The sequence below is a fragment of the Sphingobium xenophagum NBRC 107872 genome, from assembly GCF_000367345.1.
Lineage (GTDB): Bacteria > Pseudomonadota > Alphaproteobacteria > Sphingomonadales > Sphingomonadaceae > Sphingobium > Sphingobium xenophagum.
In genome coordinates, this window is record NZ_BARE01000054.1 from 1 (window position 1) to 24529 (window position 24529).

The following is a 24529-nucleotide window of genomic DNA, read 5'->3' on the forward strand; positions in this document are numbered from 1 at the left end:
GCCCGCGGATGCTGCCGGTCCAGCGCGGCACAAATCTTTCCGCCGAAAAGCTCACCGTGCGAGAGGCATCGCGCCTCGACGAACGCCTCAAACCTCTCCTGCACCTGGTCCGAACATGGCAAGTCGCGGAGGGGAAGGAGATGGCCGCGCAGGGTGGGATTAACCTCCACCTTGATCTGGGTCTTGCCGCGCTGGCAGTTGAGCTTGACCTCCATCCCTTCCTGGCCCTGGCGTGTCTGGGTCACGCGGGTCGGTGGCAGGCGGCGTTCGATGTCCGCCTTGATCCGGGCGAGAGCCTCACTGATCGCGCGCAAGGATTGGGCCCGGTCGTGGATCGGTAGGTAGGTCAGATCGATGTCGACCGAGAGGCGTGGAAGATCCCATTCGAACAGGTTGATCGCGGTGCCGCCCTTCAGCGCGAAGACGGGCTCGGCCATGACCAGCGGCAGGACGTCCAGCAGGAGCCGGACCTGATCGCGATATTGCTCAGTTGCCACCCGAAACGAGCTCCTTGGGCAAGAGCAGTCGGTATTTCGGGACATAGCGCCCCATTTTCGCAAGGCTGCGATCACCCGAACCCAGGTCTATCTGCTCCACCTTCAGATGGCGCATGACGGCGAGTTCCGCTCGCTCCGCAAGATAGAGGAACAGCCGCCGGACCTTCACCGACGCGCAGGCCTCGAGCAGCGATTGCATGAGCTTGGGGCGAAGCGACGTCATGCCTTCGACGATCTGGCCGGCCTCGACGAGATCGAATTCCTTGGGCGCAAGGTGCAGCAGCTCCAGGATGGCCCGTTCGGGCGTCGCCGTGGTCAGTGGATAGCCTTCCGGACTTCGCTGCTCGGTGAGGCCGAGGTCATTCGGCAGGAGCTTGCTTTGCATGTGCCGAACTTCTTCCCCCCAATGCGTCTGGAACCAGGCCGGCAGGACGACATGCAGCGGAGAGAAGAGATAGGCCTTGCTCTCTCCGAAGCGCAGATAGTGGCTGTTCCCCGTCATCTCGAGGCCCGTCAGGGCGCCTACATGAACCGGCAGCTTGAGCTGCGATTGAACGCTGTATAGCGCGCCTTGCCAGGTCACGGTTTCCATGGGGCGCTTGAAAGCTCCGCGGCCAAGCGAGACCAGCCATTGTGAGGCGGTATAGTTCTGCAGATCCTGCGCCGTCAGCCCAAGCGCCTTGAGATGCGGGCTGGTCGCCACGGTGTGCGGCTCCCAAGCGTCGAGCAACGACTTCAATTTATCGGTTCGACCTACCTTCATGGTCTATCTTTGGCATAAATTCCAAGGTTCCTCAATCCCTCGGAATTTCATGAACTAATATGTCAGAGATATATTTGGGACATATAATTCAAGATATCGGACGCCCTCTGTCCCGAGACGATGGCCTCACAGCGAAGCCCACGGTCATGGATCTATAGCGAGGTTACGGCAGTCTATGGCTTTTTCATAAACTCGCCAATCTCCCAATAATCCCCTGCAATCCGTTGCGAACAAAGCTCGAACCGGCTATTCTCCGCTGCCAGGAGATGGCCATGCGCATCCTCAAATTTGATCTCAACACATACAACCAGACTAAAGACCTCCCGGGAGGCCCCGTCTTTGGTGTCGTTGAAGAGGAACTGGCTGACATCGAGATGTTCACCGATCAGCACGGCAATCCTACTCGCGGAGGAATGATCGGCTACGCGCTTGCGTATCTTCTGATGGCCGGCTTCGTTGGAGCGATTTTCTACCTCCTCTAAGCTTTATTCGCGAAGCTTAGGGTCTTGGAAGAACCCACGATCGTGGTCGCGGTTCACTTCCTGCTGGAGATCGGTGGAGCCCTGAACGCGCTGTCCTCGCATTGTCTGCGCAGCAGCCCGATCGCCGCTGAGTTCGGTCTTGCCCGCCTCGATGATCGCGGCGGCGCCCACGTCGCCGCCCCCGCCGGGGCCCGCGGGCAGACGCCCAGGTCCATGTGGCCGGTAAGACCCTCTCACGTCTGCCGCACTTGAGATGCTCGGCCGGCTTACGTCGACGAGGTCCGGATCGTGCAGACGGCCTTCGATCTCGGCCCGAATGCCGTCCTGCTTGTCGTGCATCCAGCGCGTGATCATCTCCTGGCGCACGACCCGCTGCTGGTCGGTCAAGTCGGTCGCCCAAAGCTCCGGCGCATCAAGCCCAGGATTCTCGACCTGCTGGCGTCGATACCATTGAGCGAGATCCTGGCTCAGATTTTCGCTGAGTTGCATGCCATGCGTCTCGGCATAGCTGGCATCACGCGACAACTGCTGGGAAAGCTCCTCAAGGCGGCGGGCCGTTTCCGAATAGGACTTCGCAAGCGCCAGGGAATCTTCAGTGCTAGCCGACGCCGAAGATGTGGCCGATGCCCGGCTGAAGCTGCCGCTGCGCGAATATGTCCCGTCGGACATCGACGCACCGGTTCCGCTTGAATGTTCGTCCCGCACGCCACTTGAGGATGTATTGGCGCTGTCGCTGCCGCGGGTTTCCTCCGTCCCGTAACGGAGCCCATCGATCTGGCTGCCGGATTTGGATACGCTGCCGCCAATCCCCGGCAGTCTTCCCAACGCTCCGCCGCGACCACCTGCCCGCCCCCCATTTTGGTTCCCGCCGACATTTGCAGTGACCGATCCCATGATCTGATCGTTAGTCTGCGCCTGGCGATCATGGCCCTGAGATATTCGCTGGCCTTGCGAGATCGTGTCCCGTTCCTCCTGACCCTGTGTGCTGCTTCCGGTCCGCCGATCGAATTGATCGACGGAGGTGTTCGCCTGCCGTCCGCTGCTGGAATCCCAACCGGAAGACCGTTCAGTCGATGTGCCAAAGGCGCTGCGATTGGCGTGGGTTGCGGTGAGTACCTCGGCCGCAGCATTCTCATAGGCTTGCGCCTGACGGTGCGCTTCGCTGGCCATCTCGCGCCATTCGGCGACCGATCCCGTCGTCATCGTCGGCGTGAAGCCGAGGCGCGAGATCGCACTGGAGGTGTCGAACACCTCCTGACCATTGCCGAACCCGTTGATCATGGCGCCATTGTCCTGGCGCCATCCCACGCTGGGCGCGCCGCCCATATAGCTCGGTGCTGTGGTCCACTGATCGGCTTGGCGCATATTCGACGTCGAGTTCGCCCAGCTCACATTGCCATAGGCATAGTTGCCGGTAGTCTGCTCGAGCGCCGCCGCCTCGGCTGCGTTCTGCGCGGGCGCCAGCATCGACATGGACTGGCCGGCGATCGACATCGCCCCCCGCGCAAGACCGGCCGCCAGGAACGGCACGCTCATGAGCATGAAACCGGCGATCGTCGCTGTCTCGCCGTTGACCGCGCCGATACCGGCATAACTGCCGAGCGTCACCCCTCCCCCGGCCACGCCGTTGGCCGCTGACTCAGCCCTCGTCATGCAGATCATGTGCAGGATCACGTAGAGCGGACCCCATGCCGCCAGATAGAAGAACCCCATGGCATAGCCCTTGAGCGTGCCGACGCCTGTCTGCGGCATGAGGAACAGCGGGAAAATCACAGGAAACATCGCGAAGAAGACGACGGTCAGCACGATGTTCAGGATCGGCACCCAGGCCATCGCCTGCTGCGCGATCGAGTTGTAGGTGTTGCGGGCCTGAATGTCGGCCCTCGTTTGCGCAAAGGTGTCGATTGCCGCGGCGCCGGCCCCGCCGGCCATGCTGTTGCGCGCCTGCATGAAGGCGTTGATGGCCGTGTTCTGGCGCATCGTTTCGGTGAAATTGCTCCCCGATCCGGTAAAGGCCGTGTTCGCGATCGGCACGTCGTGCTTGAGCTTGTCGGCAGCCAGGGCGTTGCTCAGCTTGGGGTAGACCTCCTTGCCCCACAGCGGGGCGTTTGCCTCGATCATCGGCGCCCATTGGGCGTCGAGTGCCTGATAGGCCTGCCGACAGGTGACGATGAAGTTCTGGACGGTGCCATCGCCCTGCCGCTCGAGCCATTCCTGCGAGCGCGCCTCGGACCCCGGCCCGATTGCCGCCCAAAGATCAGGCGCTTTGGCGAGATTGGTGAGCGACTTCTGGTAGAGCATCACATCCCCGAAGACGCAGTTCTTGAAGTGGCTTTCGAGATTGGTCGAGAATTCGGCGTCCCTCACCACGAAATTGCGCGTCGCGTCGAACAGACGCGCACCATAGACCATGCCGTTCGTCGAGTAGTTGAGCTCGCTCGGCATCACGAACACGGTCTCGGCCGTGCGGGTGAGCCAGTCGCCGACCTGGGTGGTGAAGCTCGCCAACACGCCCAGACCCATCGGCACATTGTCGATCGTCGCCGGCGCGAGACTCGGGTTGATACGATCGGTCACCTTGATGCTGACCGTTGGCACCATCAGGCAAAGGTAAATGGCCGTCGCCTGCAAGAACCAATTCATCCACGCCTTGTAGTTGAGCGTGAAGGCGACAACGAGCAGCGAGTAGATCAGGCCCATCACCATCACCACCCGTAGGAGCGAGCGATAGCCCCCTCCCCCGGACCAGGCCGCGACGGCATTGAACACGTTTACGAGATATTCGCCGCCCCCGACCGTGAAGACCTCCAGCATCGCCGCGCTCCCGCCCTAGTTCAGCCCCTGCGCATTCAGCCCGCGCGAGAAATTGAGCGCGGAGGCCATGCCCGGCGTCATCGAGTTCTGCAGGGTGGACTCGAGCATGATGCTGCGGTTGATGATCTGCATCGTCACCTGCAGCTTGTTGTTCAGCCGCACATCGCGCTGGCTGAACTTCGCGCGCGTGGCCGCGATCTGCTGTTTCCACTGCGTCGCGGTTTCCTGGTCGAAGGTCTGGTAGTGGACCTTCGCCTGCTCGACCCGGTCCAGCATATTGTCGAGCATGGCGGACAGGAGATCGACCGCGACGATCTCGGACAGCGTCTGGATCTCGCCGTCGGTCAGCGCATAATGCGCATAGGCCTGCACGGCGAGGATTTTGTAGATCGGCACCGTCGCCAGATTCAGCAGCTGCTTTTCGGCCGCGTTGAGCGGCGTGTCGGAGCGGATCTTGTCGCTCATCGACTTGATCATCGTCGCAATGCGCGGGCGCAACGCCGAGGACGCAGGGACCGACAGCGTCTGCTCGCCGACGTCGTAGCAATTCTCGTCGTTGCATTTGAGCATCTTGACCGGCGGCGCGTCCGCCGTCCCGTCGAGCAGCGCCGTCACCACCGCCTCTTCGGCCGGACCGAACATCACGACCTTGCCGCCGACGCTCGGATCGGTCGAAGGCGTGGTCACGACCGTGCCCACCAGTGTCATCACATATTCGGAGAAGGACTGATCGAACGCCCCAAACTTGGCCGATTTTCTGAGCGCCTCCCAGGTGTAGTTGTGCGGCTCACCGACCAGCTGATCCTTCATCGATGCGTCGGTATTGCCCGCGATGGTGGAATCGCGCCGGTTGCCGTTATTGCAGCCTTGGCGGGAGGCGGCCCAGTCGGAGAACACGCCCTGGCTGTTGCCCACGGCCTCGCAGATCGTCGCCCGCGTCGAATCCATCTGCGGCCAGATTCCGCCGACCAGAGCCTGCGCGGTCTCGCAGCTAGAGATATTCATCTGGTTCAGAAGCTGCGCCTTCTGGCTGAACTCATCCATCACCTTCCCGATCTCCGGCGAAACGGAATCGATCGCGAGCTTGAACGCGAACCCGAGAGCATTGTTGGCCGTCGCTTTGAGCATAGCCACGATTTCGGAGGCGTTGATGAACGAGAAGCTGCCCGAGAAGAGGTCGATGCCCCCGCAGCCGGCCCGGGCGCTGGGAAGCTGGAGATTGAACGGTTGCACGCTCTTCTGCGGGAAACGCGTCCAGACATTGCCGAGCGAATAGTAGCCTGCCGACTGCCCCTGATAGGCCGACGGACCCGTGACATTGGCAGCGCCGCCCGCGTCCGAGAAGAAATTGTTCATCTCGGAGGCGACATCGGCGCGCGCCACGCCAACAATCGCGAAATTGAGCGCGGCGACCATCGCCATGGAGGCGCCCGCTGAGCGGAAGAAGCGGCGCGCACGCCCTTTGCCACGATGCTGTGCCATCAGTAATCGCTCCCAACCTTGGTGTTCGTGAGCGTGAAGATCCGGTCCATGATCTCATCCGCACTGAGAATGCCGTAGCCGATCGGAATCGTGCGCTTCGTCACGGTATCGAACAGGACGAGCGCCGGCGTTTCGTTGCCCGGCACACCCATCCGGGCGCGCTGCCCAGAGTCGACGACATAATTCGGGAATTCCCGGCTCGGCCCGCCGTCCATCGACACCGCCATCACCGCCATGCGATGGCTGTCGGTCACCGAGCGCAGGATCGGCGCGAACAGCTCGCAGGCGCCGCAGCTCTGAGCGTAGAAATAGAACAGCCCGTAACGCTGACCCAGATTGGTGAGGACCGCGTCACGATCGGCCTTCCGGTTATCGAGCCAGGCGCGCTTGCCGACCGTCGAGACCGGCCTTTGCAGCGTGTAGTCGATGTCGGGATTCTGCCACAGCGCGCGCTGCCAGACGTCGGAGAAGGTCGACGCCCGGTCGAGCTGCTCGCGCTGGAAGCGGACATAAGCGATGACATTCTCCTCCGACGGTTCAAGGATCGCCTTCGCCTTCAGTTCGTCGAGATGCTTGGTGATCGCCGCCATGCGGTCGACGGCGCTCTGCTGTGGCGGTGCAGCCGGCGCTTCCCGCGGCACGGCTTTCGGCTTGTCGCAATAGAACCATTGGCCGAGTTTTCGCTCGCCGCAGTAGAAGTCGTCAGGCCGGCTCTGCTCGATCGTATCGGACGGCGGCGACGCGTCCTGCGCCATGAGCGGCGACGCCAGGCCAACGCCCAGGGCGACCAGCATCGAGAGTCTAGCGATCATCGACATCGCTCATCGTCCTTTCAGCGGCTGAGGCAGAATGCGCGGAAGAATGGGTAGGTGGTGTGGAGGCTGGCCCGCCGTCCCAGGCCGAGAAGTGGACGCAGCAATCGGCCACGCTGGCTATAGGGGTGCCGCAGCGATGGGGTTGCGCCGCTGCCGGGGTCGGCACCGTGAGCGATGCAAGAAGGGCGGGCAGCTCGATGATGAAGAACGGCATGGTCCTATGTCCTTGGGCAGGTGCTGCGGCTCGGCGGCAAGGAGATGGTTTCGCCCATCTCACTTGCCGTGAAGGTCGTAGTAATTCTGAATTTTCTGCTGGATTTCGGTCATGGTCTGGACTTCATCAGGCAGCTTGGCCGCATCCATGAAGTCCGCGTAGACCTCGGTGAAATCCATCACCGACAGGTCGAGACGGGAAAACTCATCGATCGTGAAGCCGAGGCATTGCTCCTTCTTGGCGGAGCCCCATGACTTGCCCAGTTGAGGGCGGCCCTGCTCCTGAAGAACCCGGCTGAGCTTGCTTTCGAAACAGCAATAGGCCGTTCGCCTCGTGCTGCAGATGCCGAGGAAGCTCGACGAGCAATAGGTGCCGAGATTGTGGCAGAGGCCCATGCGGTCCTTGATGTCGAGCTTCATCTCGTCCTGTGAGCAGGCGAACAAGGTCAGGAAGGGCGTCGCCAGCGCGGCGATCGCGGCCGGTCCTCCCGCCAGCGCCGCGGCACCGGCACCGACGGTGAGAAGACCCGACGTCTTGCCCGCGCAGCAGTTGATCAGACCGAAGACCGGCTTGTGGCAGGTCTCGCGGCTGCCCTTGAAGACCGTGAAATTGGTCTCATCGAACTCCTTGCCGGCCTGGTCGATCGAATGGAGAGCAACCAGCGCATCCTTGAACTCGGTGGACGCCTCTCGAACGATCGGTTCACAGTCACCGTTGATGCAGTAGACGTCGTCGCCACAGATATATTGGGGCGCATCGCTCGGGCCGCCTGACGGCGTCGGGCATTTGTAGACCCGGTTCTCGACCTTGCAGGGACCCCCGTCGGGTTCCTCGTCCAGGCATTCGGTCCGAAGGTACGTGCAGCTGCCGTTTGCCTCGAGGTCGCCGCAGTCGTTGGCCGATGAAATGCGATGACACTGATAGGTGCGCTCCCATGCCCAGCAGGGCTGGGTGACGGGAACGCCATTGACGATCCTGGTCACCGGATCGCTGGAAGTGCAGACCTCGGTCTCGAGCGTGCAGTTCGCGTCGGCAGCATTCGCGGCACACAGACCTTCGTTGCGCGTCACCACCGGCACCGCCGGCTCGTCCTGCTTGGTCAGCCAATAATTGCCGGTCGAGAGCACATAGCCTGGATGGTATTCGCCCGGCGTGATCCCCTGGGCCTCCGCCGTACATTTGACCTCGACGGCGGTATGGCCAAGGCTCTTGCAGTTGGGCGCCGCAGTGTACCCATAGGCGCTCATATTGTCGCAATAGTCGATGACCCGGCTTTCCCAGCAAACGCCCGATGCAATCTCGTCGTCGAACGCGGCGCGCGCGGGATAAGGGCCACCATCGGTCGGCAGGAAGCTCAACCGGCCCGTATAATAGGTGTAGACTGTCCGCGGCTCGGCACGAACATCGAGGGTGACGTTGCAGGTTCGCGCCTCCGTCGTGACCTTGCTGCCGGCGTTGCAGCTCGCCTCGTAATATCCCGCGCTGCCGGTCGCGGGCGGCAAGGGCACGCAGGTGCCTTTGGTTCCTCCCATCGACTCGCCGGCGAGATAGGTCGATGGGTCATTCTCCACCGAAGTCGCGCGGGCCGTCGTCGAGAGGATCTCGGAATTGCTGAAGGTCGCTCGGGTGCGATCGGCGTCGGTGGTGATGCGATATTGCTCGTTCGACGACTTGGCCGACTGGGCCGCCGCTTCCAGCCTCTCCGGATCGTCGAAATAGGAGCCCTCCGGCAGGTTCGTGCCCGAATAGCCCGGCACGGCGGCCGCCTGTGCATCGTTCGAAGGCACCAGCGTGGAGTCGTTCCGCTTCTCGGTGCCGAGCGCCTTGCCTTGCTGCCGTGCCTCATCGAGTGTCATCTGCCCCAATGCCGGCGATCCCATCGCCAGCGCCATGAACAGCACAGAAGAGGCAAGAGCGCGCCTCACGGGGCAGTCTTGCGCATGTTGGAAAGGCCGACAGCCGCGATCCGCGCACCGGGACCATTGCCGTCGGCGAACTGCTCGAGCGCATATTCGACCGAGACGTTGCCGACGAGCCGGTCATAAGGCGGCACCTTCGTCTGGCAGGAAAATCCGGCGCACAGGTCGAAATCGGACGAGACCGCGACATAGGTCGGCACGGCCTGTACGTCGAACGCGCGGAAGAGGCGCGGATCGATGCCGACATTGGCGAAATCGTCCTGCCGGTCGACGATCTTGCCGAGGCTCGTGGCGAACTCCTTCATCGAATTGTTCGGGAATCCGCGGAAGACAACCACGCCGCCGGCCTTGGCGGTATCGGCGATCAGCTTCTTCAAAGACTGGGGCGGCATCGAGAGGCTGGCAAAGACGATGAGCTGGGGCGCCTCGCCCTTGCCCGCTGTCGCGTTCGAGGCAGCGCCGGCGACGATCTCATCGAAGTCGACGGGCCCGGCCGGACCCTTGGGCAGTTCGCTCTTCGCGACCCGCTGCATGTTCGCCATTCCGCCGTCGCGAGACTGCGCCGCATCCTCGCGGAAGGCATCGCCCCGGTCCTTCACCTGGTTGACGAAGGCCTCGGCATCGGCCTGGAGATCGGCCGAGCGCTGCTTGATCGCCTGAATGTCGATCCCGTCGACGTTCTGCGCCAACAGCGCCGACATGCCGGCTATGGTGAGAATGGCGGCCGGAACCCAGAGATAGGTGCGCATCGTTCCTCCTAAAGGACGCAGCAGTTGCGCTTGCGCCAGACAAGGTAGCCCATGTCCTCGCCGCCGGCGGGATAGGCGCGGCCTGCGTCAGGCGGCATGGTGGATGCCCCGATCGCGGAGCAGGCGAAGCGGCCACTCACCGTCGGGATCGGGTTGACCATCTGGAAGCGGTACTGCTGCTTCCGCATGATCGGCATCAGGTACTTCTTGCAGAGCCCGGCCGAGCCCATCGTGCCCCAGGCCAGCGCCTCGCGGTGCATCTTGTAGGCGAAGCGCGACAGCGCGAGCCGCGAGGACTGCACATGACCGATCGAAGACGGGACGTTGCCGTTCAGCGGATACATGCTGCCCTGGCAGCCCGCGCACCAGAACAGCGGGTCGAGTGGGAGATGGACGGTGCCGGCGATGCAGTCGCCGGCGCAGGCGACCTGCGCGATCGGATTGGCGAAGACGATCGCCTCCGGGTTGATCAGCGCCGTCAGCGAGTCGTCCTGCCAGAGCGGATCGATCTCGGTCATATAGGCGATGTCGAAGCTCGCCTGCTCGAAGCAGACGAAGTCGGTGAGTATCTCCATCCAGTAGAGCAGCGGGTAGACATACCAGTGGACGTGCCACTTCGCGGTACTCTGGGATCGGCCGCCGACCATGGAGGGGCCCGTCAAATAGCCCTGTCCGATGTCGAAACCCGGCGCGATGCGCATGCCGCCCAGGTTCGGGAAACACCAGGGCTTCATCGTGACGTCGGCGAGGCGCGCGGGCTCCCAGAAGCCGACCGCAATCCCGATCCGCGGAATGGGACTGCCGCACAGGCAGATGGGCGACGCCGGATTGGAGGTATCGGGCCGGCTGCTCGGCCAGATCTTGAGGCCGCCCACCGACAGCGGAAACAGGCAGGACCAGCACACATCGGTGATCGGATTAACGAATTTCCCGTGACAGGTCGGTCCGGCCGCCTCGGCGCTCGGCGCGAGGACGAAGGCCGCGATCATCATCACGAAGAGCCGCACAGCGGATCGAACGGCGCGCATCACTGATCCTCCCCGGCAGCGTCGAGAAAAGCGGAGTCGGCGCGGTGCTTGCGCGCGAGGTAGAGCGCGGTGGTCAACACCGCCGCGATGAGCAGCGCGGCGATCGCGCAGGGCGCCGCCCGGCCGATCAGGCGCAGCAAGGGCTGCAGGGCAAGGACGCTGACGCCCAACAGGAGGCAGAGAAGCTGCCAGATCCGTCGCAGCCGCCGAAGATCGGCCGTCTCAGGCGCCGCCATCGGCGTGCGGAGCATGTCGAGCCACAGCGGCATCAGCTGGGGCCTCCCGTCCTGAGGACGACCTCTGTGACCTTCATCACCTTGCCAGCTTGGGCAACGACCGCAGGCGTGTGCTCGATGCCGAAGCGCGAGGTGAGCTTGCCTTCCTGGTCGAAGTAGAAGCGCCGTTTCTTCGCGGTCATCTGCTCGATCGGCGAGCCATTCACAAAGATGATCTTGGCCTTGATGTCGGAATAGCGGGCCGTGGCCCAGGAAAGCTGGTCGGCGTCGTCGCCGTCGATGAAGACCAGGTCCTGCCGGATCGTGACGAGATCGAGCGGGTTGATCCGCTGGCCCTTGGCGGCGATCAGATTGCCCTTCTGGTCGCGAATGTCGCGTTCCATCGTGATCGAGGGATCGAAGTCCCAGCTTCGGGCGGTGCGCGCGGGCGTGATGCCCGACACGGGATCGGGCCGCCGGACCTTGGCCTCGACGCGCTTGGCAAACATCTCGTTCGTGCGCGCGAGCTCGCCGCTCGCCTCCGCGCGCTTCAGGCGGTTCTCGATCGTCGAGAGCAGATCAGGCTCGATCACCGGGAAGGTCTGCGCCGCCTGGCCGTAATCCTTCGCTTCCGATCGCATCGGGCCTATGACGACGAGCGCTCCGACCGTCGCGGCGACGGCGAGGCCGCCTGTAACGAGCATCCTCATAGGATGGGCTCCCCGGTTCCGATGACCTGGCGCGCGCAGACGAAGCCGATCTCGGCATAGCGGCTGTCAAAGCCATCCTTGTGCGGCGTCGCCGCGAAATAGCATCCCGGTGGCACGACCCCGGTCGCGCCCGGGGTCAGCGGCTCGCCGAACCGCGTGAGCGGCTTCATCCGCGCAACCGTGCGGCCGTTCACGGCGACCTCGCTACCGGCATGGCTGATAGTGTCGCCCGGCATGCCGTAGACGATCTTGCCGAACATCCGGGGCTTCGCGCCGAAATGGCGGCGCAGAAGCGCGCTCTGCGGCGGGTCGAAGAACAGATAGTCGCCGCGCGCCGGCAGCTTGTGGCGCTGAATCAGGAAGGCCCAGTTCGGCAGCGAGTCCGTCGTATTGATCAGCAGGAGATGGTCGCTGCGCCACTCGGCGATCGCGCTCAGGACGATGCTGCCCGCGACGAAAAGGCCGAAGAGCTGCCACAGCCGCATCCGCGGCCGCCAGGCTGGAGCCGGCGCGGCAGCGGGTTTACTGGCCGCCGCTGCCATCGGGACCTCCGAAGGTGGACACCTGCGCCGCCGGCGGGGCATATTGCGGCGCAGCCTGCTGTTGCATGGGCCCGGTTTGCATGCCCTGCGCCGCCAGCATCGGATCGATCGGCACAGAAGCCCCCGGCAACTGCCCGGCGATCTGTGCCTGGGGAACGACTTGCGGCTGAGCGGCCGCCATTGCCTGCTGTTCGAGCTGCTGGAGCTCCTCGGCCGACGCCTGACGAGGCCGTGGCACGCCCGAAGCATAGACCGCATTCTTCAGGCTGTCGGTGATGTCCGGCACGTTCTTCGTCAGCACGGCCTCCCCGACGAGGACGATCTGGCCGCCGGCGCTGCGCCTTTGCAGTTCCTTGTCGAGCGACGCCATGAAGGTGCGCATCTCGGCTTCGACCTGCGCCGGTGGCGATGCCGAGCGCGCCAGGGCCTGCACATATTCGCCGACAATCGATGACAGACGGGCCGAGACGATATGATCCTGCTTCGGCGTGACGAGCGTCTTCGTCACCCACATGCCCCAGATGGCTGCAGCCAGGAGGATCAGTCCGCCAAGGATTTGCATCCGGCTATAGCCGGCGAAGTAAGTCCGTCGTGGCGCCCTTGCCGGCTCGAGAGGGGCCGCCGGCGGCGCGGGAAGATCGAGTTCGGGTTGCTCAGCCATGGCGGGGATCTCCCTGCGTCCGGGCCGGGGGCATGATCCTGCCGCGCCGCAGGACGATGAGCCCTGCAGAGAGGATGACATGGGCCACGGCGAAGACTGTCTTGAAGGACGCGACGCGGGGCGGCGTCGCGATGACGTAGCGGGTGGTCAGGTTGTTGAGCTGGTTCATCAGCCCGTCGAGCGAGAAGCCGCCGAGCGCGAGAAAGAACAGAGCGAAGAGACCCCAGGTCATCAGCAGGGTCGAGGCCAGGAATCCCGCAAAATGTAGTCCAAAGTAAAGCAGGGCGCGCGTGTCGACCCAGGGATGGCTGCGCGTCCTGACCTTAGTCTGTGGGCTCTTGGTGGCCATTGCTCACTCCGCCGCCTGCGCGAGCTCGGCATCGCCGTGCGAGGCCCATTTCTCGGGATTGTCGGGGAAGGCGATCCGCTCGATCGCCTCGTCCATGCTGAGGCCCTGCGCGACCAGATCCTCGATCGCGGCGTAGACGGCGGGACTGGACGAATAGACCGTGGCCGAGAAGGGATCGAGCACCAGACGCCCGACGGCCAGCGTCTCGGGGCCCTTGATCAGGATATCCGAATATTCGCGGCCGTTGATCTTGAGCGAGCGCAGCAGCGCGTCGGTGTAATCGTCCATCTCGAAGCGGTCGTGCTTCTTGAAATCCGCGATCGTCTCCGGCTTTTGCTGGAGGATCACGAACCAATCGGAATTCTCGAGCGCGGCAACGGAGCCGGCCGATTTGTAATAGTCGTTGAGCGACTGGGTCGCCGTCACCAGCGAGGCGCCATATTTGCGGCAGGTGCGCGCATAGGTTTCGATGAAGTCGGCCATCGCGCCGCCGCGCAGCATCTGCCACGCTTCGTCGAGCAGCAGCGCCTTGGGGATCGAACGATCGATCTTGCGCATCATCTGCTGCGACATGAACATGATCGCGGTTAGGACCACGCTCCTCAGTTCCTCGCGCGACGACAGGTCCGAAAGCTCGAAGACGGTGAGCTGCGCCGACAGTTCGAACGACACCTCGCCCTGGAAGAAGCGGCCATAGGTGCCTCCGCTTGAGAACGGCCGCATGGCGATGCCGAGGTCGCTCGCCTGGTGGTTGCCGGTCGCATCGAGCGCGGCGATCACATCGTCGATCGAACCGGCCCTTCCCTTCTCTTCCCAGACCGCATTGACCGCGCCGTCGATCAGGCCCCGCTCGGTGTCGTTCAGCCGGTCGATGTGACGTGCCATCTGGTTCACGATGGCCTTCAGCATCGCCATGCAGTCGAGCAGATAGTCCTCGTCTTGCCTTGCCAGCTCCTCGTCGATCATGCTGAAGGGGTTGAGACAGAAGCCCGACGACATGGTGAACTCGACGAAGGCGCCGCCCTGCAGCTTGGCCGAGTGCTCGAACGAGCGGCCATCGTCGATCACGACGACACGCGCGCCGGCGCCGCACAGCGACGCGCACAGTTCCTGGAGCGTCACCGACTTGCCCGACCCGGACTTGCCGACGACGGCGACATTATGGTTGCCCGCCTTGTTCTCGAAGGGACTCCAGAAATAGGGCTGGCCGCGCCGCCCGATCAGCATCAGATGCGGAACCTGGCTCCCCAGAAACTCACCCTGGATCGGCGCGAGATTGGCGGCCGTCGTGGTCAGCAACGTGCGCATCCTTTTCATGCGCTCGAGGTCGCGCGAAAGCCCATTCGCCATCGTCATGGGCATCGCGCAGAGCAGCCCCATGATCTGCAGATATCGATCGTCGAGAAGGTCCCAGCCCGCAGCCCCGTAGACCGACTTCAGCACCCGCTCGTTGGCATCGCCCCTGCCCTTGGGCGAGAAGGAAGTGACGCTGAAGAATACGCGGACGAGCTTGCGGCCCTGGCGGATTTCGTCATTCACATAGCGCCATTCCTGGCTCTGGTCCTTGAGCTGCGGGAGGAAACGCGAGGACTTGGAATCGGCGAGGCTCGTCGTTCGCATGAACTTGAAGCTCGCCTTGTTGCTCGCGGCCATCGGGTCGGGAAATTCGACGCAGAGGTTGGTCGCGATCGGACAGGGCATCCGCAGCTTATCGGTGAACATGTCGCCGATCAGGCGCGCGACGTCCCAAGGCGCCCAGCGCGCCGGCAGGTTGCGGACCGAAAAGGAGCGGACGTCGAAAACGTCGGGCAGGATCTCGCCGATCTCCGGTGCTTCGTCGATCGTCTTGCCGGTGGGGCGGAAGCGCTCGGTCCGCAGCAGCATGCGGTCGGGCTCGACATGCAGCTCGACGTCGCGGCGGATGGCCTGGTCGGCGATGGGATCAAGCGGATTGTAGCTGACGACATCCTCGCCGGCCGCGGTCGTGGGCGAGGTGATGTCGTCGATCCAGGCGATCAGCGCCGGCGGGTCCATCTTACGGGCCGAGACGTTGATCGACGCCAGCGCCGAGATGAGGCCGTCCATGACCGCCACGATCTCCTCGGTCGTGACGCTCGAGGTTTCGGGCGTCGAATAGGAGATCGCGACCCGGTGGTTGCGCAACGAAAAGGGCGCATCGGCCGACAACGATTTCCAGACCCCGTCGGTCAGGAAATCGACCCGGTGCTTGGCCATCCGCTCGTAGACGCCGCGTGCCGAATAGCGCGGCAGATACCATTTCGAGAGACGCTCGCCGATCCGCGGGCTCATCCATTGGTGGAACTGCAGGCAGCCGGGCGCGGGGATCGCTTCCGACAGGAATTGCGTGAGGATCTCACCCGTCCGCTCATCAGCACCAACGAGCGGCGCCGCCTCGATCACGAAACCCCGAGAGGCGCTGTTGTAAAAGATCCCGGTTTTGGGATCATAGCTTCGATAGGGCAGCCAGTGCGCGAGCATCGGGACACCGAGTTCCGGCCGTTCGGCGTCAGGCCGCTTGGCGTCGCCAAGTATCCCGGCAAGCAGGCTTTCGAAGACGCCCCCCGCCATCTCACTTATCCTCCTGGACGGCAGCGGGGAAGTTCGCGGCCTTCACGGTCGGAGCGATCGCGGCGGGTGCGGCCTGCACTCCCGACTGCGCGGCGGCGGCATCCCGCGCGCCCTTCGCGGCCCCGGTCGCGACCTCCTGGTAACGGGGATCGGCCTTGACGTGGGCAACGGCGGCGGCGCCGGTTCCGCTCGCCGGGACTGGCGCTGGGGTCGGAGATGCCTTCGCCTGGGGACTGCCGCCCGTCGATGCTCCGGAGGGGGGTTGGAGCACCGGCGAGGCGGCAGCCGACGGTGTGTGGCTCAAAGCCGCCGCCGTTCCCGGGCGGGATGCCGCTTGCGCCTTGGGAGCGAGACGCGCGCGGACATCCGCCTTGATCGCACTGACCGGATCTGGGACCGCATCGGGCTTGCGCGCCCGCGCGGCTGCCACCGCCGCCGGACCCGGGGCGTCGGGATCGGAAAGCGCAAAACTGTCCAGCGGCGGGTCGACGCGGTCGACCGCGTCAGCCAGCGATTCCGTCAAGCCCTGTGCGGCGGCAGATCGCCGCGGCGGCACGGCCACCTCCGTCAGCGCCTGCTGCTGCCATTCGCCGCGCGCGACCACCGCATGGACCGCACTCGCTTCATGAAGCCGCCCGCGCTCGTCGATATAGGGCTGGAAGACGATCCTCAGGACCTTCTCCTGGGTGCGTCCGGCGTCCGCCGATGCCAGGCGCGCCGGATGGCCGACCTGCGCCCGGTTGGTCCGGCCGCGCATCGGCTGCCGTATATTGCCGGTGGGCATGGCATCACCGTCCGAAGGGTCTGCCGAAATGAGTGCAAGCGCCCGATCGTCGATCGTCGAGCTCGGCGCGCAAATGCCGTCCGGCGCCGCGCAGGAGAAACTCCCGCGCACATTACCTCCGAAACTGGCGCAGCTGCTCAGCGCGAGAAGGCTGGTGAAGCCAAGCCCAGCGGTGAGACAAAGGCGCTGCCGCCTGTGCCTGGACTGCATGGCAGGCCGCCGGCTCACGACTGCCCTCCCTTGAGCCAGTTCTCGAGGAAGGCCCGCGGCCGGAACCCCTCGATGACCGCGCCGTCGCCGCGAACGATGACGGGCGTGCCACTCAGACCATGGCGGTGGGCGAAGGCCTCGTTGGCGTCGAGACCCGACGTGTCGCAGGACGGACCCGCCTTCAGATCCTCGCCAGCATAGGCCGCATGGAGCGCGGCCTCGCGGTTCTTCGCGCAGTAGACGCGATCGGCGACGTCGCGGCTTCCGAGCACCGAGATCGGCCGCTCGACGACCCGGACGTTCATGTCCTTGAGCACGCTCGTGAGCGCCCGGCAGTAGCCGCAGCGAAAGTCCGTGAAGATCGTGACGGTCTGGCCCGAAGGGTTGCCCCAAACGATCGCACCCTCGCGCGGCAGTTCAGCCAGCGAAAGCTTCTGCGGCACCTCTGGCCGCGCAAGCTTCTCGGTGCGGCCCGGTGTCGCCGCCGCAAGCTGGGCGGACTCGTCGTCCCCGCCGGCATTTGCGGTGGCATTCGCCTTGGCGGCTGCCCCAACCAGCATGTCGGGGTTCATTTCGAGCAGCCGGGCGGCGGTGATGTCCTGCCGGGTCTGCATGTCATAGACACGCCCGATGACGAGGAAGCGCGCCCCGGTGTCCACGTAGAACAGATTGGCCCCTGCGGTGACTTCGCACAGGCCACTGATCTTCCCGCAATCGATCGCGGTGACCGGCGTCTTGGGCAACCGCGTCTTCAGCAGCAGCCGGACCCGATCTTCCGGGCTGTTGGTGTCGGCCGCAAGCGCGATACCGGCAACGCTGAGCCCAAGAAGCGTGGTGAGGACCAGGCGCGATGGACGCGCCAGCGTGCGTATGCGGTCAATTGCGGACATAGACACCCTCCAGGAAAACGATTTCGACGTCGATGCCGGTCGGCATCTCGATCACCGGCTGGTACTGCTCGGCGCGCTCGATCAGATATTTGGAGACCATGTCGCCGGTCTGGGCGACGCCTTCGCCAAAACCGCCTTCCAGGATGTCGCCGGTCGAGAGCTTCTGGCGCTGGCCGTTGGTGGTGATATTGGTGCCCTGGAAGACGGAGTTGGCGTTGGCGGAGAAGCCGCGACCGAACCCGCCGGCCAGACCTGCCAGGAAGGCCTGCGTCACGAGCGATCCTTCGCGCGAGACCACTCGGCCGCGCACGCCCGTCTTGCCGCCGAAGGCGATGAAGCCCTTGACCTCGGACACGGCATAGCGGCCCCCGGGTTGCGGGCACGTCATCTTCTGGAGCTTGACGTAGACCTTCTCGCTCGAGAGATCGCCACGGGCTGCGCCGTTGATGAGGCACCCCTCGATCTTCGTCGTGAGCAGGCGGCCATTCTGGTAGACCGAGCGCGCCGGGCCCGTGACGCGCAGCACCACTGGCAAGGGATCGCTCTGGCTATTGACCCCGGCGCTGGCATCGACGCCGACGATGACCTTCGCGCGCGCGAAGCTGTTGGGCGGCAGATAGTTGACGCTGTCGGCGGAGACAGTGTTGCCCTTGGCGACCCGCGAAGCGTTTCCGCTGTCGGCCGTGGTGAAATTGACGAGCTTCACCTCGGCGGGCGAGGCAACCGGAGCGGCCCCCTGTGCGCTGCCCTGTCCGTCGGGACGCTGATAGGCCTGCGGTCCATTGGGGCCGTACATCGCTGAGGGCCCTGGCGTCGGCGCCTGCGCCGCGCGCCGGTCCGCAACTTGCCGACGCAGCTGTTCGTTCTCGGCCTGATAGGCTGACAGCACGCGCTGACCATCGGCCTGCATCGCCTGGTTCTGGCCTTTCAGGGCCTCGACCTGCGCCGTCAGCATCTCGAGCCGGTGGTTCTGACCGTCGATCGACTTGAGCTGGTTCTCGGTGGACTGGAAGCGATTCTCGGAAAGCGCCATCCACTCCTGCTGGGAGAGATTGCGGTTGACGAGATCCTTGGTCGAGACGTTGACCTCGCTGACGCTATCATCGGCGAGCTTGGACTTGTTGTCGTCACCGCCGAAAATCCAGAAAGAGGAGATGACGAGACCCACGCCCGCAGCGCCGGCCAGGAGCAGGCGTTGACGGCGGCGAACCGCGTCATTGCCGCCAAGGTCTCCGGCGACCGGGGAGACGCCCTCTTCGGAGCCATCATCGAGCGGGCGGCGCTTGCGGTTCAGGATGTCGGAAAGAGCCATGTCCTCACCTTCCCGTGAGAGTGTTTTGGCCAGCCAGCGGGCTGGGGCCATTCTGCGAGACGAGATAGGCCGTGGTGACCGTGCCCGGCGCCAGCTTGCTGTCGGCGATCGACACGGCGAGCGCGCTCGATGGAGCGATCATGCTCTCGGTGAGCTCGACGCTCTGGTCGCCCTTGTTCTCGATCCGGAGAACCCTGCCGGTCAGCTCTGACCCCCGATACTCGGCGATCATCTGGACCTTGAGAGTCCCGACATAGACCGGGCGAAGAGTGCGCTGGCGCATCTCATATCCGTCCGCGACGGCGTTGGAGTACATCGCCTGGACAAGTTCGACCGCCGCATCCTGCGGACCAAGCTGGTTCGTGGGACCGTTCTCCGCGGCCCGCTCGTTTGCGATCGCCGGGTTCGACACGAACACCTGGGCGGCCTGGTCGCCGCTGATGCGGCAGACGAACTTGTAGACATAGCCGCGCTTGCTTGTCGCGAAGAAGGAGAGCGCGGGACGCCCGAAGCCATCGGGTACCGAGAGATAGATGTCGCCGCGCACCGGCTCGTTGACGACCGAGAAGTCGTCCTGCGGATTGCCGGTCGAGATCTTCGACACGCTCGCGAATTCGTCCTCGACGAGGCTGATGCGGGTGAGATCCTTGGCCGACGCGGTGCAATCGACCTGGGCGCTGTCGCTCGCCATGATCGTCTGATCGGCGAAGGCCGGCTCGGCGATCAGGAAGATCGCCAGCGCGACGAGACCGGCGCCGATGAAGCGGCTCGCATGGCAATAGACGCGCGTGAGGAAGGCAGTGCCGAGGGCGGCACTCCCGATGGCATAGACCGGCATCATTGGTCGCTCCCCTGTTGGTCTTTGGCGGCGCCGGTCTTCACCATTCCAAACCCGACCAGCTTCAGCGACAGGCCGGAATATTCCCAGTCGTAGCGGAAGGTGCGGTTCTCGTTGGAGATGACCTTGTCCCCGACGATCGTGTGAAGCTCGCCGGTCACCTCCGAACGGAGGTTCTTGGTGTCGATCTCCATCTTCTGGATCGTGAAAAACTGCGAAATCGACGAGCCCCGCTGCTCACTGACGATCTTGAGCAGATCGGCCTTGATCTTGCCCTGCGTTCGCGGGCTCGCAATATCGAGTACCGCATTCATCCAATATTCGAGATTCTGCGGGCTGCGGTCGAGCGTCAGCACGACCTTGTCGCGTGTGATCATCTCGAGATATTCGTGGCTGACGCCAGCGGAGCTGATTGTCAGCGAAGATCGCAGCACCGGCTGCAGCACGACCTCCCGATCGCGTGACAGGCTGACTGTGAACAGCAGCAGGGTGAGCACGCCAAGCGCGGCCGCAGCGACGGCCAGGATGTTACGCTGGCGCAGGATACGCTGGCTGTTCGTATGGCTGTAGGAAAGTTCCATATCACCCCGCCATCAGTCGAAGATATGAGGGTGGCGTGGCTCTGAGACCGGTGAAACCGGCCGGCAGATGCCAATAGGCCAGGTGAAGCAGCCAAGATGTCGCCCGGCCCGCCTTAGCTTTTCTGAGACCCCACCAGCCCGCACCCGAAAGAAGCATGCCGATGAGGATGTGCTGAGACAGGATCCCCCAGACGAACGGAATAACCATCGCCAGGAACTCATCGAGGGTCCACAGCCCGATCAGCTCGGGATCATCGAGATGAGTTGGAATGACGTACTTGTCTGCGGCCATTGCACCACCCCCTCCTTGCGCCCCGGCGGAGCTGCTACTCCGCGCGGGGCCTAGGATCGGTTCAGATCGTTGCGGTCACGGTGGAGGTGACGATCGGAATGCCGGTACCGGCGCCCACACCGACACCGACCGGAATGGCGATCTGGCCCATCGAGAACCGGCCCGATGCGAGCGCCACGATGCCGCCGGCCAGGCTGAGCACGGTGATGATCTTGCCGCCGGACCCTTCGAGGAAGTCGGTGAACTTGGTCAGCGCGGTGTTGAACGTCGTGTCGGCACCGGCGAATGCGGGGCCTGCGAAGAAGAGGAATGCGAACAGAAGCACGGCGAGGGCGAGGATCGCCAGCTCCGCGTGTCCGCTCTTTTTGAGGACAGACTGCATGTGGATTTCCTTCGGTTGGAGACGCGACGGAACCGCGCCCAAGCAAAGGGTGACCAATCGGCTCGCGGCTGTGCAACCGAACGTCGATCCGACCGTTTGCGAATCGTAAAATTTTGTATGCTTAGCTGACGAGCGATCGCCTTAGCGGGACACCGCGCCCCGGTTTCAGGCCATACTGCCCCAGATTTGGGACGCCTCGCCCGCGCTCTAGGGCACACTGCCTCAGAATTGCGAAAGCGACGTAACGGCGATAGATTCGCAGGGCGGACTCGTAAAATGTTAACCATTATCGTTTCATTAACCCTCCGCAGCGCCCGACGATCAACGGGCCCTTTCGATACGAGGCTAATCAAGACGTGGGCACGATCGGCGCTGACATTCCAGGCTGCACGCTCGACATTTCCGAGCATCTTTTTCGCCTGACCACGGAAAGTCTCCGGCTCAGATCCAACGAGACAAAGTCCTACCAAACCCTTGAGCGCCTCCTGGAGGCTCGGATCGGAAGCCTTTCGCGAATCCGAGATCGCGACATGACCACCCTGAAAGAGCATCTGGTCGCAATTCCAACCCAAGGCGAGATCCGCATCGAACTTCAAATTTCACAGACCAGCGCTGACTGCCTGGATGACGTTAAAGACCTTCTCAGCAGGGAACTCGACGCCGATCTCACCGTCGGCGATGCCCTCTCCGTGTTGCTCTTCGACTATGTCGTCGAACAGAAAGCGGCGCGGGTGCTGGCAAAAATGGACCTGGAACGGGTGATACCGGCCAGAATTGCCATTCCGCCGAGCAGCCCGCGTCACTAGGCGAGATGTGACCGGCTCTCAGTGATTTGAATGCCGCTCATTTTGGCCCCAAGCAGGCTTGCAAATGAAGAATCTGTCATGTTCTCTTCATCCACCGGAAAGGTGTGGTGGGGATCTGCATGTCGGAAACCTCGGAATCGCTGTCTGTCGGTTCGTTTGAGCCAGACTATATTCGTCTGATCCGCGACCTGATGGCCGCGAACGATACACGGCATCGTTCCCTGGCCGAGAAAACCGGCATCAGCAAATCAAGGCTGGGCCGCATTCTTCATCAGACCCCGCAGAAGCGCCTCTCCATGACAGTCGATGAACTGGAGGCGATCCTGCTGGCGCTGGGAACGAATATCCTCAAGGCGTTCATGCGCACCGAAGCGTTACGCGACCTCGATCCCTCGGATAAGGCGCGTTACGACAGCGTCATCAATCTCGTTGGCGATATCGTCAAAGACCTAGGCAAGGAATTGGTGCAGACACTCGAGACCATGAACGGCCTCGATGGCACCGAAGCGCGGCCCGAATGGGCAGCCATCCTCCGCAACGGATGGATCGAGGATATCGCCAAGGCGGTCGCGTTCGTCATGGGCCGCCGCACCGTAATCACCCAGCGCGATGAGCTCTGGCGCTGAGCCATCTCGCGCAAGCGGCCTGAATGCCGGCCGCGCGCGTCAACCCCTCGTCTCCTTAGAAAGTGGAAACTGCCGCGGTCCGGCCGAATGCGCGTTGATCGGCGCTCGCTGGCGCTCCCCGGACCCGTGGAACGACCGTCACCGGCCGGTTGATGCCGCTCAGACGAGACCAGTTCAGCAGCACATTATCCACATAGGCCTGCGTTTCGGTGATCCGAGGCACCAGTCCATTCCGAACCCGTCCCGGACCAGCATTGTAGGCGGCGAGCGCGAGATGGTAGTGGCCGAAGCGGTCGAGCTGCTGACGCAGATATTTTGCGCCACCGCGCAGATTCTCTTCCACGCTGTAACGGTTGACGCCAAGCGCGACCGCCGTACCCGGCATCAGCTGCGTCAGTCCAAAGGCACTTTTGGGAGAGAAGGCATCAGGCCGATAGCGGCTTTCCCGGATGATCATCGCGTCGAACAGTCCCACGGGAATGCCGTATTGGCAGGCGATATTGCTCATCATGCCGTAGTAGTTCGCCCGCCGGATCTCGGCATCGGAGGCGAGAAAGCCTGTGGGTCTGTAGCCGGGCGCGTAGCAGCCCGGCACGTAGCTGGAGGCGGCCGAGGCGAACACCGGTCCTCCGCGCATCCAGATCGGCACTGGGATCGAGGACATTGGATAAGGTGGCATCTCTGCTGGATGCACGGCCGGCTGCGCAACTCCGACATGCGCGAACGGGTCCTCGTCCTGCAACGGCGGATGAGCGGTATTCTCGCCAGCGAAACTGTTGGCCATCTCGAATTCGACCCAACGGCGGCTGAGGTCATGCACCTTGAAATCAGCCGGCGGGGCGCCGCCGACGGCTTGATCGTCTGGCGGAGCCGGTGGGCCGGGATCTGGCTTTGCTGTCGCCCCCATCGCAATGAGCTGCACGCTCCGCGCGGTCTGTGCAGTTCTCGGCGCGGCCTGCGTTTGTGCGGAGCAGACGAGGTTCGCCGCAACCAAGCCCAGGAGAAACACACGCATAAAGACCTCCCTTTTTGCGAACTGAGGAAAGGGAAGATCAGCAGATGCCAGCTTGTCAATCCACCGTTGGGCGCTTCAGACAGGCTTCCCTGTTCGCGGGGGGCAGGTAAATGTGGTTGATCGCACGCCACAGCGATGGCCGAGGCGCTGGTCGTATTCCACTTCCCGCCCCCGTTCGTGACGCGCTTGTGAGGTGGTACGTCGGCAAGGGCTCCCGGCATGATGAGGAAGCCGGGATAATGCTCGTCCAGCAAGCTCGGCTCGGCGAAAAATGGATCGCCTGCGATTGCCTGGCTCCAGAGGCAGCCCCGCCGATCCTCACTCCAGCCTTCCTATCAGAGGCGGAAACCTACTACCTCCGTCGCCTCACCAGCCCCAACCGGCCGGAGCACCTGCCGGATTGCCCCTTCTTTCGCGACCAGGCGACAAACCGGGTCACCGAGGTTCGCACGCCCGAGAGCCCCGCCGATCCCCCCGCGGGTTATTTTGAAGTGCTGAGGCCCGCGCCGGAGAAGCTGGCACAACGACCAGAAGAAGAGAGCAGCGACGATCGAACCCGCCAAGCCTCCGTGCCGCGTCTGGCCCGCCTTCTCTGGCGCCTCATCCATATCGCGGGCCTCAATCGCACGATGCCCCTCTCGCACGAGGCGCCTGACCACTCTATCGGCGATGAGTTTCGATGTCTGACCAAGGCGGCCAAGCGGGTCGAGATCGCGCCGGGAATGGAGCTTGGTCGCGCCTTCTGGACCCACGCACAGGCGCTCCACAGCAAACGGGTCTATGCGAGCCTGCGCGAACTTGCGCGGCGCTGGCCGCGCGCGCATGCTCCGCAGGCTTTTCTCGCGCTCTTCGCCCAGGAATTTCGTGGATCGACAATCCAGGTGGCGGGCTGCGACCCGGTTGTGCTCGCTAACCGTGTGCAATCGCCATCCGTGCGGGGCAACACGATCAAAGGCCCCTATCT

Annotated in this window: 27 protein-coding genes; 4 read left to right on the forward strand and 23 right to left on the reverse strand. The window is 63.7% G+C overall.

Going from position 1 to position 24529, the window contains the following annotated elements; genetic code table 11:
- Nucleotides 1-497 (reverse strand): nucleotidyl transferase AbiEii/AbiGii toxin family protein (locus SX1_RS18790; RefSeq protein ID WP_019054275.1); only part of this gene is annotated, 497 nt, incomplete at its 3' end.
- On the reverse strand, nucleotides 487-1260 hold the full coding sequence (locus SX1_RS18795) for a type IV toxin-antitoxin system AbiEi family antitoxin (protein WP_019054276.1): 774 nt from the start codon (nucleotides 1258-1260) through the stop codon (nucleotides 487-489). The genes SX1_RS18790 and SX1_RS18795, both read right to left, overlap by 11 nt.
- 272 nt (nucleotides 1261-1532) lie before the next feature.
- Between SX1_RS18795 and SX1_RS18800 the strand changes: the two genes are divergently transcribed.
- Complete coding sequence (locus SX1_RS18800) at nucleotides 1533-1742, forward strand: hypothetical protein (RefSeq protein ID WP_026149934.1); 210 nt, start codon at nucleotides 1533-1535, stop codon at nucleotides 1740-1742.
- A 3-nt stretch (nucleotides 1743-1745) separates the two neighbouring features.
- Here the strand turns inward: SX1_RS18800 and SX1_RS18805 are convergent, their stop codons facing one another.
- The 20 genes from SX1_RS18805 to SX1_RS18895 all read right to left on the reverse strand — a co-directional run bounded on the left by SX1_RS18805 (nucleotide 1746) and on the right by SX1_RS18895 (nucleotide 21118).
- Nucleotides 1746-4556, reverse strand: coding sequence for a conjugal transfer protein TraG N-terminal domain-containing protein (locus SX1_RS18805; protein ID WP_019054278.1), 2811 nt, complete (start codon nucleotides 4554-4556; stop codon nucleotides 1746-1748).
- Nucleotides 4557-4571: 15 nt separating this feature from the next.
- Entirely contained in the window at nucleotides 4572-5972 is a 1401-nt protein-coding gene (locus tag SX1_RS18810) for a conjugal transfer protein TraH (RefSeq protein WP_026149935.1), read from the reverse strand.
- A 65-nt stretch (nucleotides 5973-6037) separates the two neighbouring features.
- A complete protein-coding gene (locus SX1_RS18815; protein ID WP_019054280.1) occupies nucleotides 6038-6856 on the reverse strand; it encodes a conjugal transfer protein TraF in 819 nt (272 codons plus the stop codon).
- Entirely contained in the window at nucleotides 6840-7067 is a 228-nt protein-coding gene (locus SX1_RS24320; protein ID WP_157410291.1) for a hypothetical protein, read from the reverse strand. The genes SX1_RS18815 and SX1_RS24320 overlap by 17 nt, the downstream gene beginning before the upstream one ends.
- Before the next feature lie 59 nt (nucleotides 7068-7126).
- Nucleotides 7127-8959, reverse strand: coding sequence for a conjugal transfer protein TraN (locus tag SX1_RS18820; RefSeq protein WP_019054281.1), 1833 nt, complete (start codon nucleotides 8957-8959; stop codon nucleotides 7127-7129).
- A gap of 29 nt (nucleotides 8960-8988) precedes the next feature.
- Nucleotides 8989-9735 carry a type-F conjugative transfer system pilin assembly protein TrbC gene (trbC, locus tag SX1_RS18825; RefSeq protein ID WP_019054282.1) on the reverse strand — a complete coding sequence of 249 codons (747 nt, stop codon included), beginning with the start codon at nucleotides 9733-9735 and terminating at the stop codon, nucleotides 8989-8991.
- 8 nt (nucleotides 9736-9743) lie between these two features.
- Nucleotides 9744-10763: a conjugal transfer pilus assembly protein TraU gene (gene traU / locus SX1_RS18830; RefSeq protein WP_019054283.1), complete on the reverse strand. Its 1020-nt coding sequence runs from the start codon at nucleotides 10761-10763 to the stop codon at nucleotides 9744-9746.
- Nucleotides 10763-11032 (reverse strand): hypothetical protein, encoded by a 270-nt coding sequence (locus tag SX1_RS18835; protein WP_019054284.1) that lies wholly within the window; start codon nucleotides 11030-11032, stop codon nucleotides 10763-10765. The genes traU and SX1_RS18835 overlap by 1 nt, the downstream gene beginning before the upstream one ends.
- Nucleotides 11032-11688 carry a type-F conjugative transfer system protein TraW gene (gene traW, locus SX1_RS18840; protein WP_019054285.1) on the reverse strand — a complete coding sequence of 219 codons (657 nt, stop codon included), beginning with the start codon at nucleotides 11686-11688 and terminating at the stop codon, nucleotides 11032-11034. Before traW ends, SX1_RS18835 begins: the two co-directional genes overlap by 1 nt.
- Nucleotides 11685-12230 carry a S26 family signal peptidase gene (locus SX1_RS18845; RefSeq protein ID WP_019054286.1) on the reverse strand — a complete coding sequence of 182 codons (546 nt, stop codon included), beginning with the start codon at nucleotides 12228-12230 and terminating at the stop codon, nucleotides 11685-11687. The genes traW and SX1_RS18845 overlap by 4 nt, the downstream gene beginning before the upstream one ends.
- The gene (locus SX1_RS18850; RefSeq protein ID WP_026149937.1) at nucleotides 12211-12891 is read right to left on the reverse strand and encodes a type-F conjugative transfer system protein TrbI; all 681 of its coding nucleotides are present in this window, start codon (nucleotides 12889-12891) and stop codon (nucleotides 12211-12213) included. The genes SX1_RS18845 and SX1_RS18850 overlap by 20 nt, the downstream gene beginning before the upstream one ends.
- Nucleotides 12884-13240, reverse strand: coding sequence for a hypothetical protein (locus tag SX1_RS18855; protein WP_019054288.1), 357 nt, complete (start codon nucleotides 13238-13240; stop codon nucleotides 12884-12886). Before SX1_RS18855 ends, SX1_RS18850 begins: the two co-directional genes overlap by 8 nt.
- A gap of 3 nt (nucleotides 13241-13243) precedes the next feature.
- Nucleotides 13244-15829, reverse strand: coding sequence for a type IV secretion system protein TraC (gene traC, locus SX1_RS18860; RefSeq protein WP_019054289.1), 2586 nt, complete (start codon nucleotides 15827-15829; stop codon nucleotides 13244-13246).
- A 1-nt stretch (nucleotide 15830) separates the two neighbouring features.
- A complete protein-coding gene (locus SX1_RS18865; RefSeq protein ID WP_026149938.1) occupies nucleotides 15831-16823 on the reverse strand; it encodes a TraV family lipoprotein in 993 nt (330 codons plus the stop codon).
- Nucleotides 16824-16837: 14 nt separating this feature from the next.
- Complete coding sequence (locus SX1_RS18870) at nucleotides 16838-17713, reverse strand: DsbC family protein (protein ID WP_019054291.1); 876 nt, start codon at nucleotides 17711-17713, stop codon at nucleotides 16838-16840.
- Complete coding sequence (locus SX1_RS18875; protein ID WP_019054292.1) at nucleotides 17700-19025, reverse strand: TraB/VirB10 family protein; 1326 nt, start codon at nucleotides 19023-19025, stop codon at nucleotides 17700-17702. Before SX1_RS18875 ends, SX1_RS18870 begins: the two co-directional genes overlap by 14 nt.
- Nucleotides 19026-19029: 4 nt before the next feature.
- Complete coding sequence (locus SX1_RS18880) at nucleotides 19030-19866, reverse strand: type-F conjugative transfer system secretin TraK (RefSeq protein WP_019054293.1); 837 nt, start codon at nucleotides 19864-19866, stop codon at nucleotides 19030-19032.
- The gene (locus SX1_RS18885; RefSeq protein ID WP_019054294.1) at nucleotides 19863-20444 is read right to left on the reverse strand and encodes a type IV conjugative transfer system protein TraE; all 582 of its coding nucleotides are present in this window, start codon (nucleotides 20442-20444) and stop codon (nucleotides 19863-19865) included. Before SX1_RS18885 ends, SX1_RS18880 begins: the two co-directional genes overlap by 4 nt.
- Before the next feature lies 1 nt (nucleotide 20445).
- On the reverse strand, nucleotides 20446-20736 hold the full coding sequence (gene traL / locus SX1_RS18890) for a type IV conjugative transfer system protein TraL (protein WP_017184781.1): 291 nt from the start codon (nucleotides 20734-20736) through the stop codon (nucleotides 20446-20448).
- 61 nt (nucleotides 20737-20797) lie between these two features.
- On the reverse strand, nucleotides 20798-21118 hold the full coding sequence (locus SX1_RS18895) for a TrbC/VirB2 family protein (RefSeq protein ID WP_024020808.1): 321 nt from the start codon (nucleotides 21116-21118) through the stop codon (nucleotides 20798-20800).
- A gap of 356 nt (nucleotides 21119-21474) precedes the next feature.
- Here SX1_RS18895 and SX1_RS23005 point away from each other — a divergent pair, with 356 nt between their 5' ends.
- Together SX1_RS23005 and SX1_RS18905 are read left to right on the forward strand one after the other, a co-directional pair.
- Complete coding sequence (locus tag SX1_RS23005) at nucleotides 21475-21924, forward strand: hypothetical protein (protein ID WP_019054296.1); 450 nt, start codon at nucleotides 21475-21477, stop codon at nucleotides 21922-21924.
- Between the two features lie 191 nt (nucleotides 21925-22115).
- The gene (locus SX1_RS18905; RefSeq protein WP_157410293.1) at nucleotides 22116-22550 is read left to right on the forward strand and encodes a helix-turn-helix domain-containing protein; all 435 of its coding nucleotides are present in this window, start codon (nucleotides 22116-22118) and stop codon (nucleotides 22548-22550) included.
- Between the two features lie 55 nt (nucleotides 22551-22605).
- Here the strand turns inward: SX1_RS18905 and SX1_RS18910 are convergent, their stop codons facing one another.
- The gene (locus tag SX1_RS18910; protein WP_019054298.1) at nucleotides 22606-23565 is read right to left on the reverse strand and encodes a lytic transglycosylase domain-containing protein; all 960 of its coding nucleotides are present in this window, start codon (nucleotides 23563-23565) and stop codon (nucleotides 22606-22608) included.
- Between the two features lie 110 nt (nucleotides 23566-23675).
- Between SX1_RS18910 and SX1_RS18915 the strand changes: the two genes are divergently transcribed.
- Nucleotides 23676-24529, forward strand: an 854-nt coding sequence (locus tag SX1_RS18915; RefSeq protein WP_026149941.1) for a DUF8535 domain-containing protein, incomplete at its 3' end; no start/stop codon positions are given.

What these genes read in the sequence shown, in the direction of transcription:
- SX1_RS18795 (WP_019054276.1), bottom strand. Translation starts at nt 1,260, where the DNA reads ATGAAGGTAGGTCGAACCGATAAATTGAAGTCGTTGCTCGACGCTTGG.
- SX1_RS18800 (WP_026149934.1), top strand. Translation starts at nt 1,533, where the DNA reads ATGCGCATCCTCAAATTTGATCTCAACACATACAACCAGACTAAAGAC.
- SX1_RS18805 (WP_019054278.1), bottom strand. Translation starts at nt 4,556, where the DNA reads ATGCTGGAGGTCTTCACGGTCGGGGGCGGCGAATATCTCGTAAACGTG.
- SX1_RS18810 (WP_026149935.1), bottom strand. Translation starts at nt 5,972, where the DNA reads ATGGTCGCCGCGCTCAATTTCGCGATTGTTGGCGTGGCGCGCGCCGAT.
- SX1_RS18815 (WP_019054280.1), bottom strand. Translation starts at nt 6,856, where the DNA reads ATGTCGATGATCGCTAGACTCTCGATGCTGGTCGCCCTGGGCGTTGGC.
- SX1_RS24320 (WP_157410291.1), bottom strand. Translation starts at nt 7,067, where the DNA reads ATGCCGTTCTTCATCATCGAGCTGCCCGCCCTTCTTGCATCGCTCACG.
- SX1_RS18820 (WP_019054281.1), bottom strand. Translation starts at nt 8,959, where the DNA reads ATGGCGCTGGCGATGGGATCGCCGGCATTGGGGCAGATGACACTCGAT.
- trbC (WP_019054282.1), bottom strand. Translation starts at nt 9,735, where the DNA reads ATGCGCACCTATCTCTGGGTTCCGGCCGCCATTCTCACCATAGCCGGC.
- traU (WP_019054283.1), bottom strand. Translation starts at nt 10,763, where the DNA reads ATGCGCGCCGTTCGATCCGCTGTGCGGCTCTTCGTGATGATGATCGCG.
- SX1_RS18835 (WP_019054284.1), bottom strand. Translation starts at nt 11,032, where the DNA reads ATGCCGCTGTGGCTCGACATGCTCCGCACGCCGATGGCGGCGCCTGAG.
- traW (WP_019054285.1), bottom strand. Translation starts at nt 11,688, where the DNA reads ATGAGGATGCTCGTTACAGGCGGCCTCGCCGTCGCCGCGACGGTCGGA.
- SX1_RS18845 (WP_019054286.1), bottom strand. Translation starts at nt 12,230, where the DNA reads ATGGCAGCGGCGGCCAGTAAACCCGCTGCCGCGCCGGCTCCAGCCTGG.
- SX1_RS18850 (WP_026149937.1), bottom strand. Translation starts at nt 12,891, where the DNA reads ATGGCTGAGCAACCCGAACTCGATCTTCCCGCGCCGCCGGCGGCCCCT.
- SX1_RS18855 (WP_019054288.1), bottom strand. Translation starts at nt 13,240, where the DNA reads ATGGCCACCAAGAGCCCACAGACTAAGGTCAGGACGCGCAGCCATCCC.
- traC (WP_019054289.1), bottom strand. Translation starts at nt 15,829, where the DNA reads ATGGCGGGGGGCGTCTTCGAAAGCCTGCTTGCCGGGATACTTGGCGAC.
- SX1_RS18865 (WP_026149938.1), bottom strand. Translation starts at nt 16,823, where the DNA reads ATGCAGTCCAGGCACAGGCGGCAGCGCCTTTGTCTCACCGCTGGGCTT.
- SX1_RS18870 (WP_019054291.1), bottom strand. Translation starts at nt 17,713, where the DNA reads ATGTCCGCAATTGACCGCATACGCACGCTGGCGCGTCCATCGCGCCTG.
- SX1_RS18875 (WP_019054292.1), bottom strand. Translation starts at nt 19,025, where the DNA reads ATGGCTCTTTCCGACATCCTGAACCGCAAGCGCCGCCCGCTCGATGAT.
- SX1_RS18880 (WP_019054293.1), bottom strand. Translation starts at nt 19,866, where the DNA reads ATGATGCCGGTCTATGCCATCGGGAGTGCCGCCCTCGGCACTGCCTTC.
- SX1_RS18885 (WP_019054294.1), bottom strand. Translation starts at nt 20,444, where the DNA reads ATGGAACTTTCCTACAGCCATACGAACAGCCAGCGTATCCTGCGCCAG.
- traL (WP_017184781.1), bottom strand. Translation starts at nt 20,736, where the DNA reads ATGGCCGCAGACAAGTACGTCATTCCAACTCATCTCGATGATCCCGAG.
- SX1_RS18895 (WP_024020808.1), bottom strand. Translation starts at nt 21,118, where the DNA reads ATGCAGTCTGTCCTCAAAAAGAGCGGACACGCGGAGCTGGCGATCCTC.
- SX1_RS18905 (WP_157410293.1), top strand. Translation starts at nt 22,116, where the DNA reads ATGGCCGCGAACGATACACGGCATCGTTCCCTGGCCGAGAAAACCGGC.
- SX1_RS18910 (WP_019054298.1), bottom strand. Translation starts at nt 23,565, where the DNA reads ATGCGTGTGTTTCTCCTGGGCTTGGTTGCGGCGAACCTCGTCTGCTCC.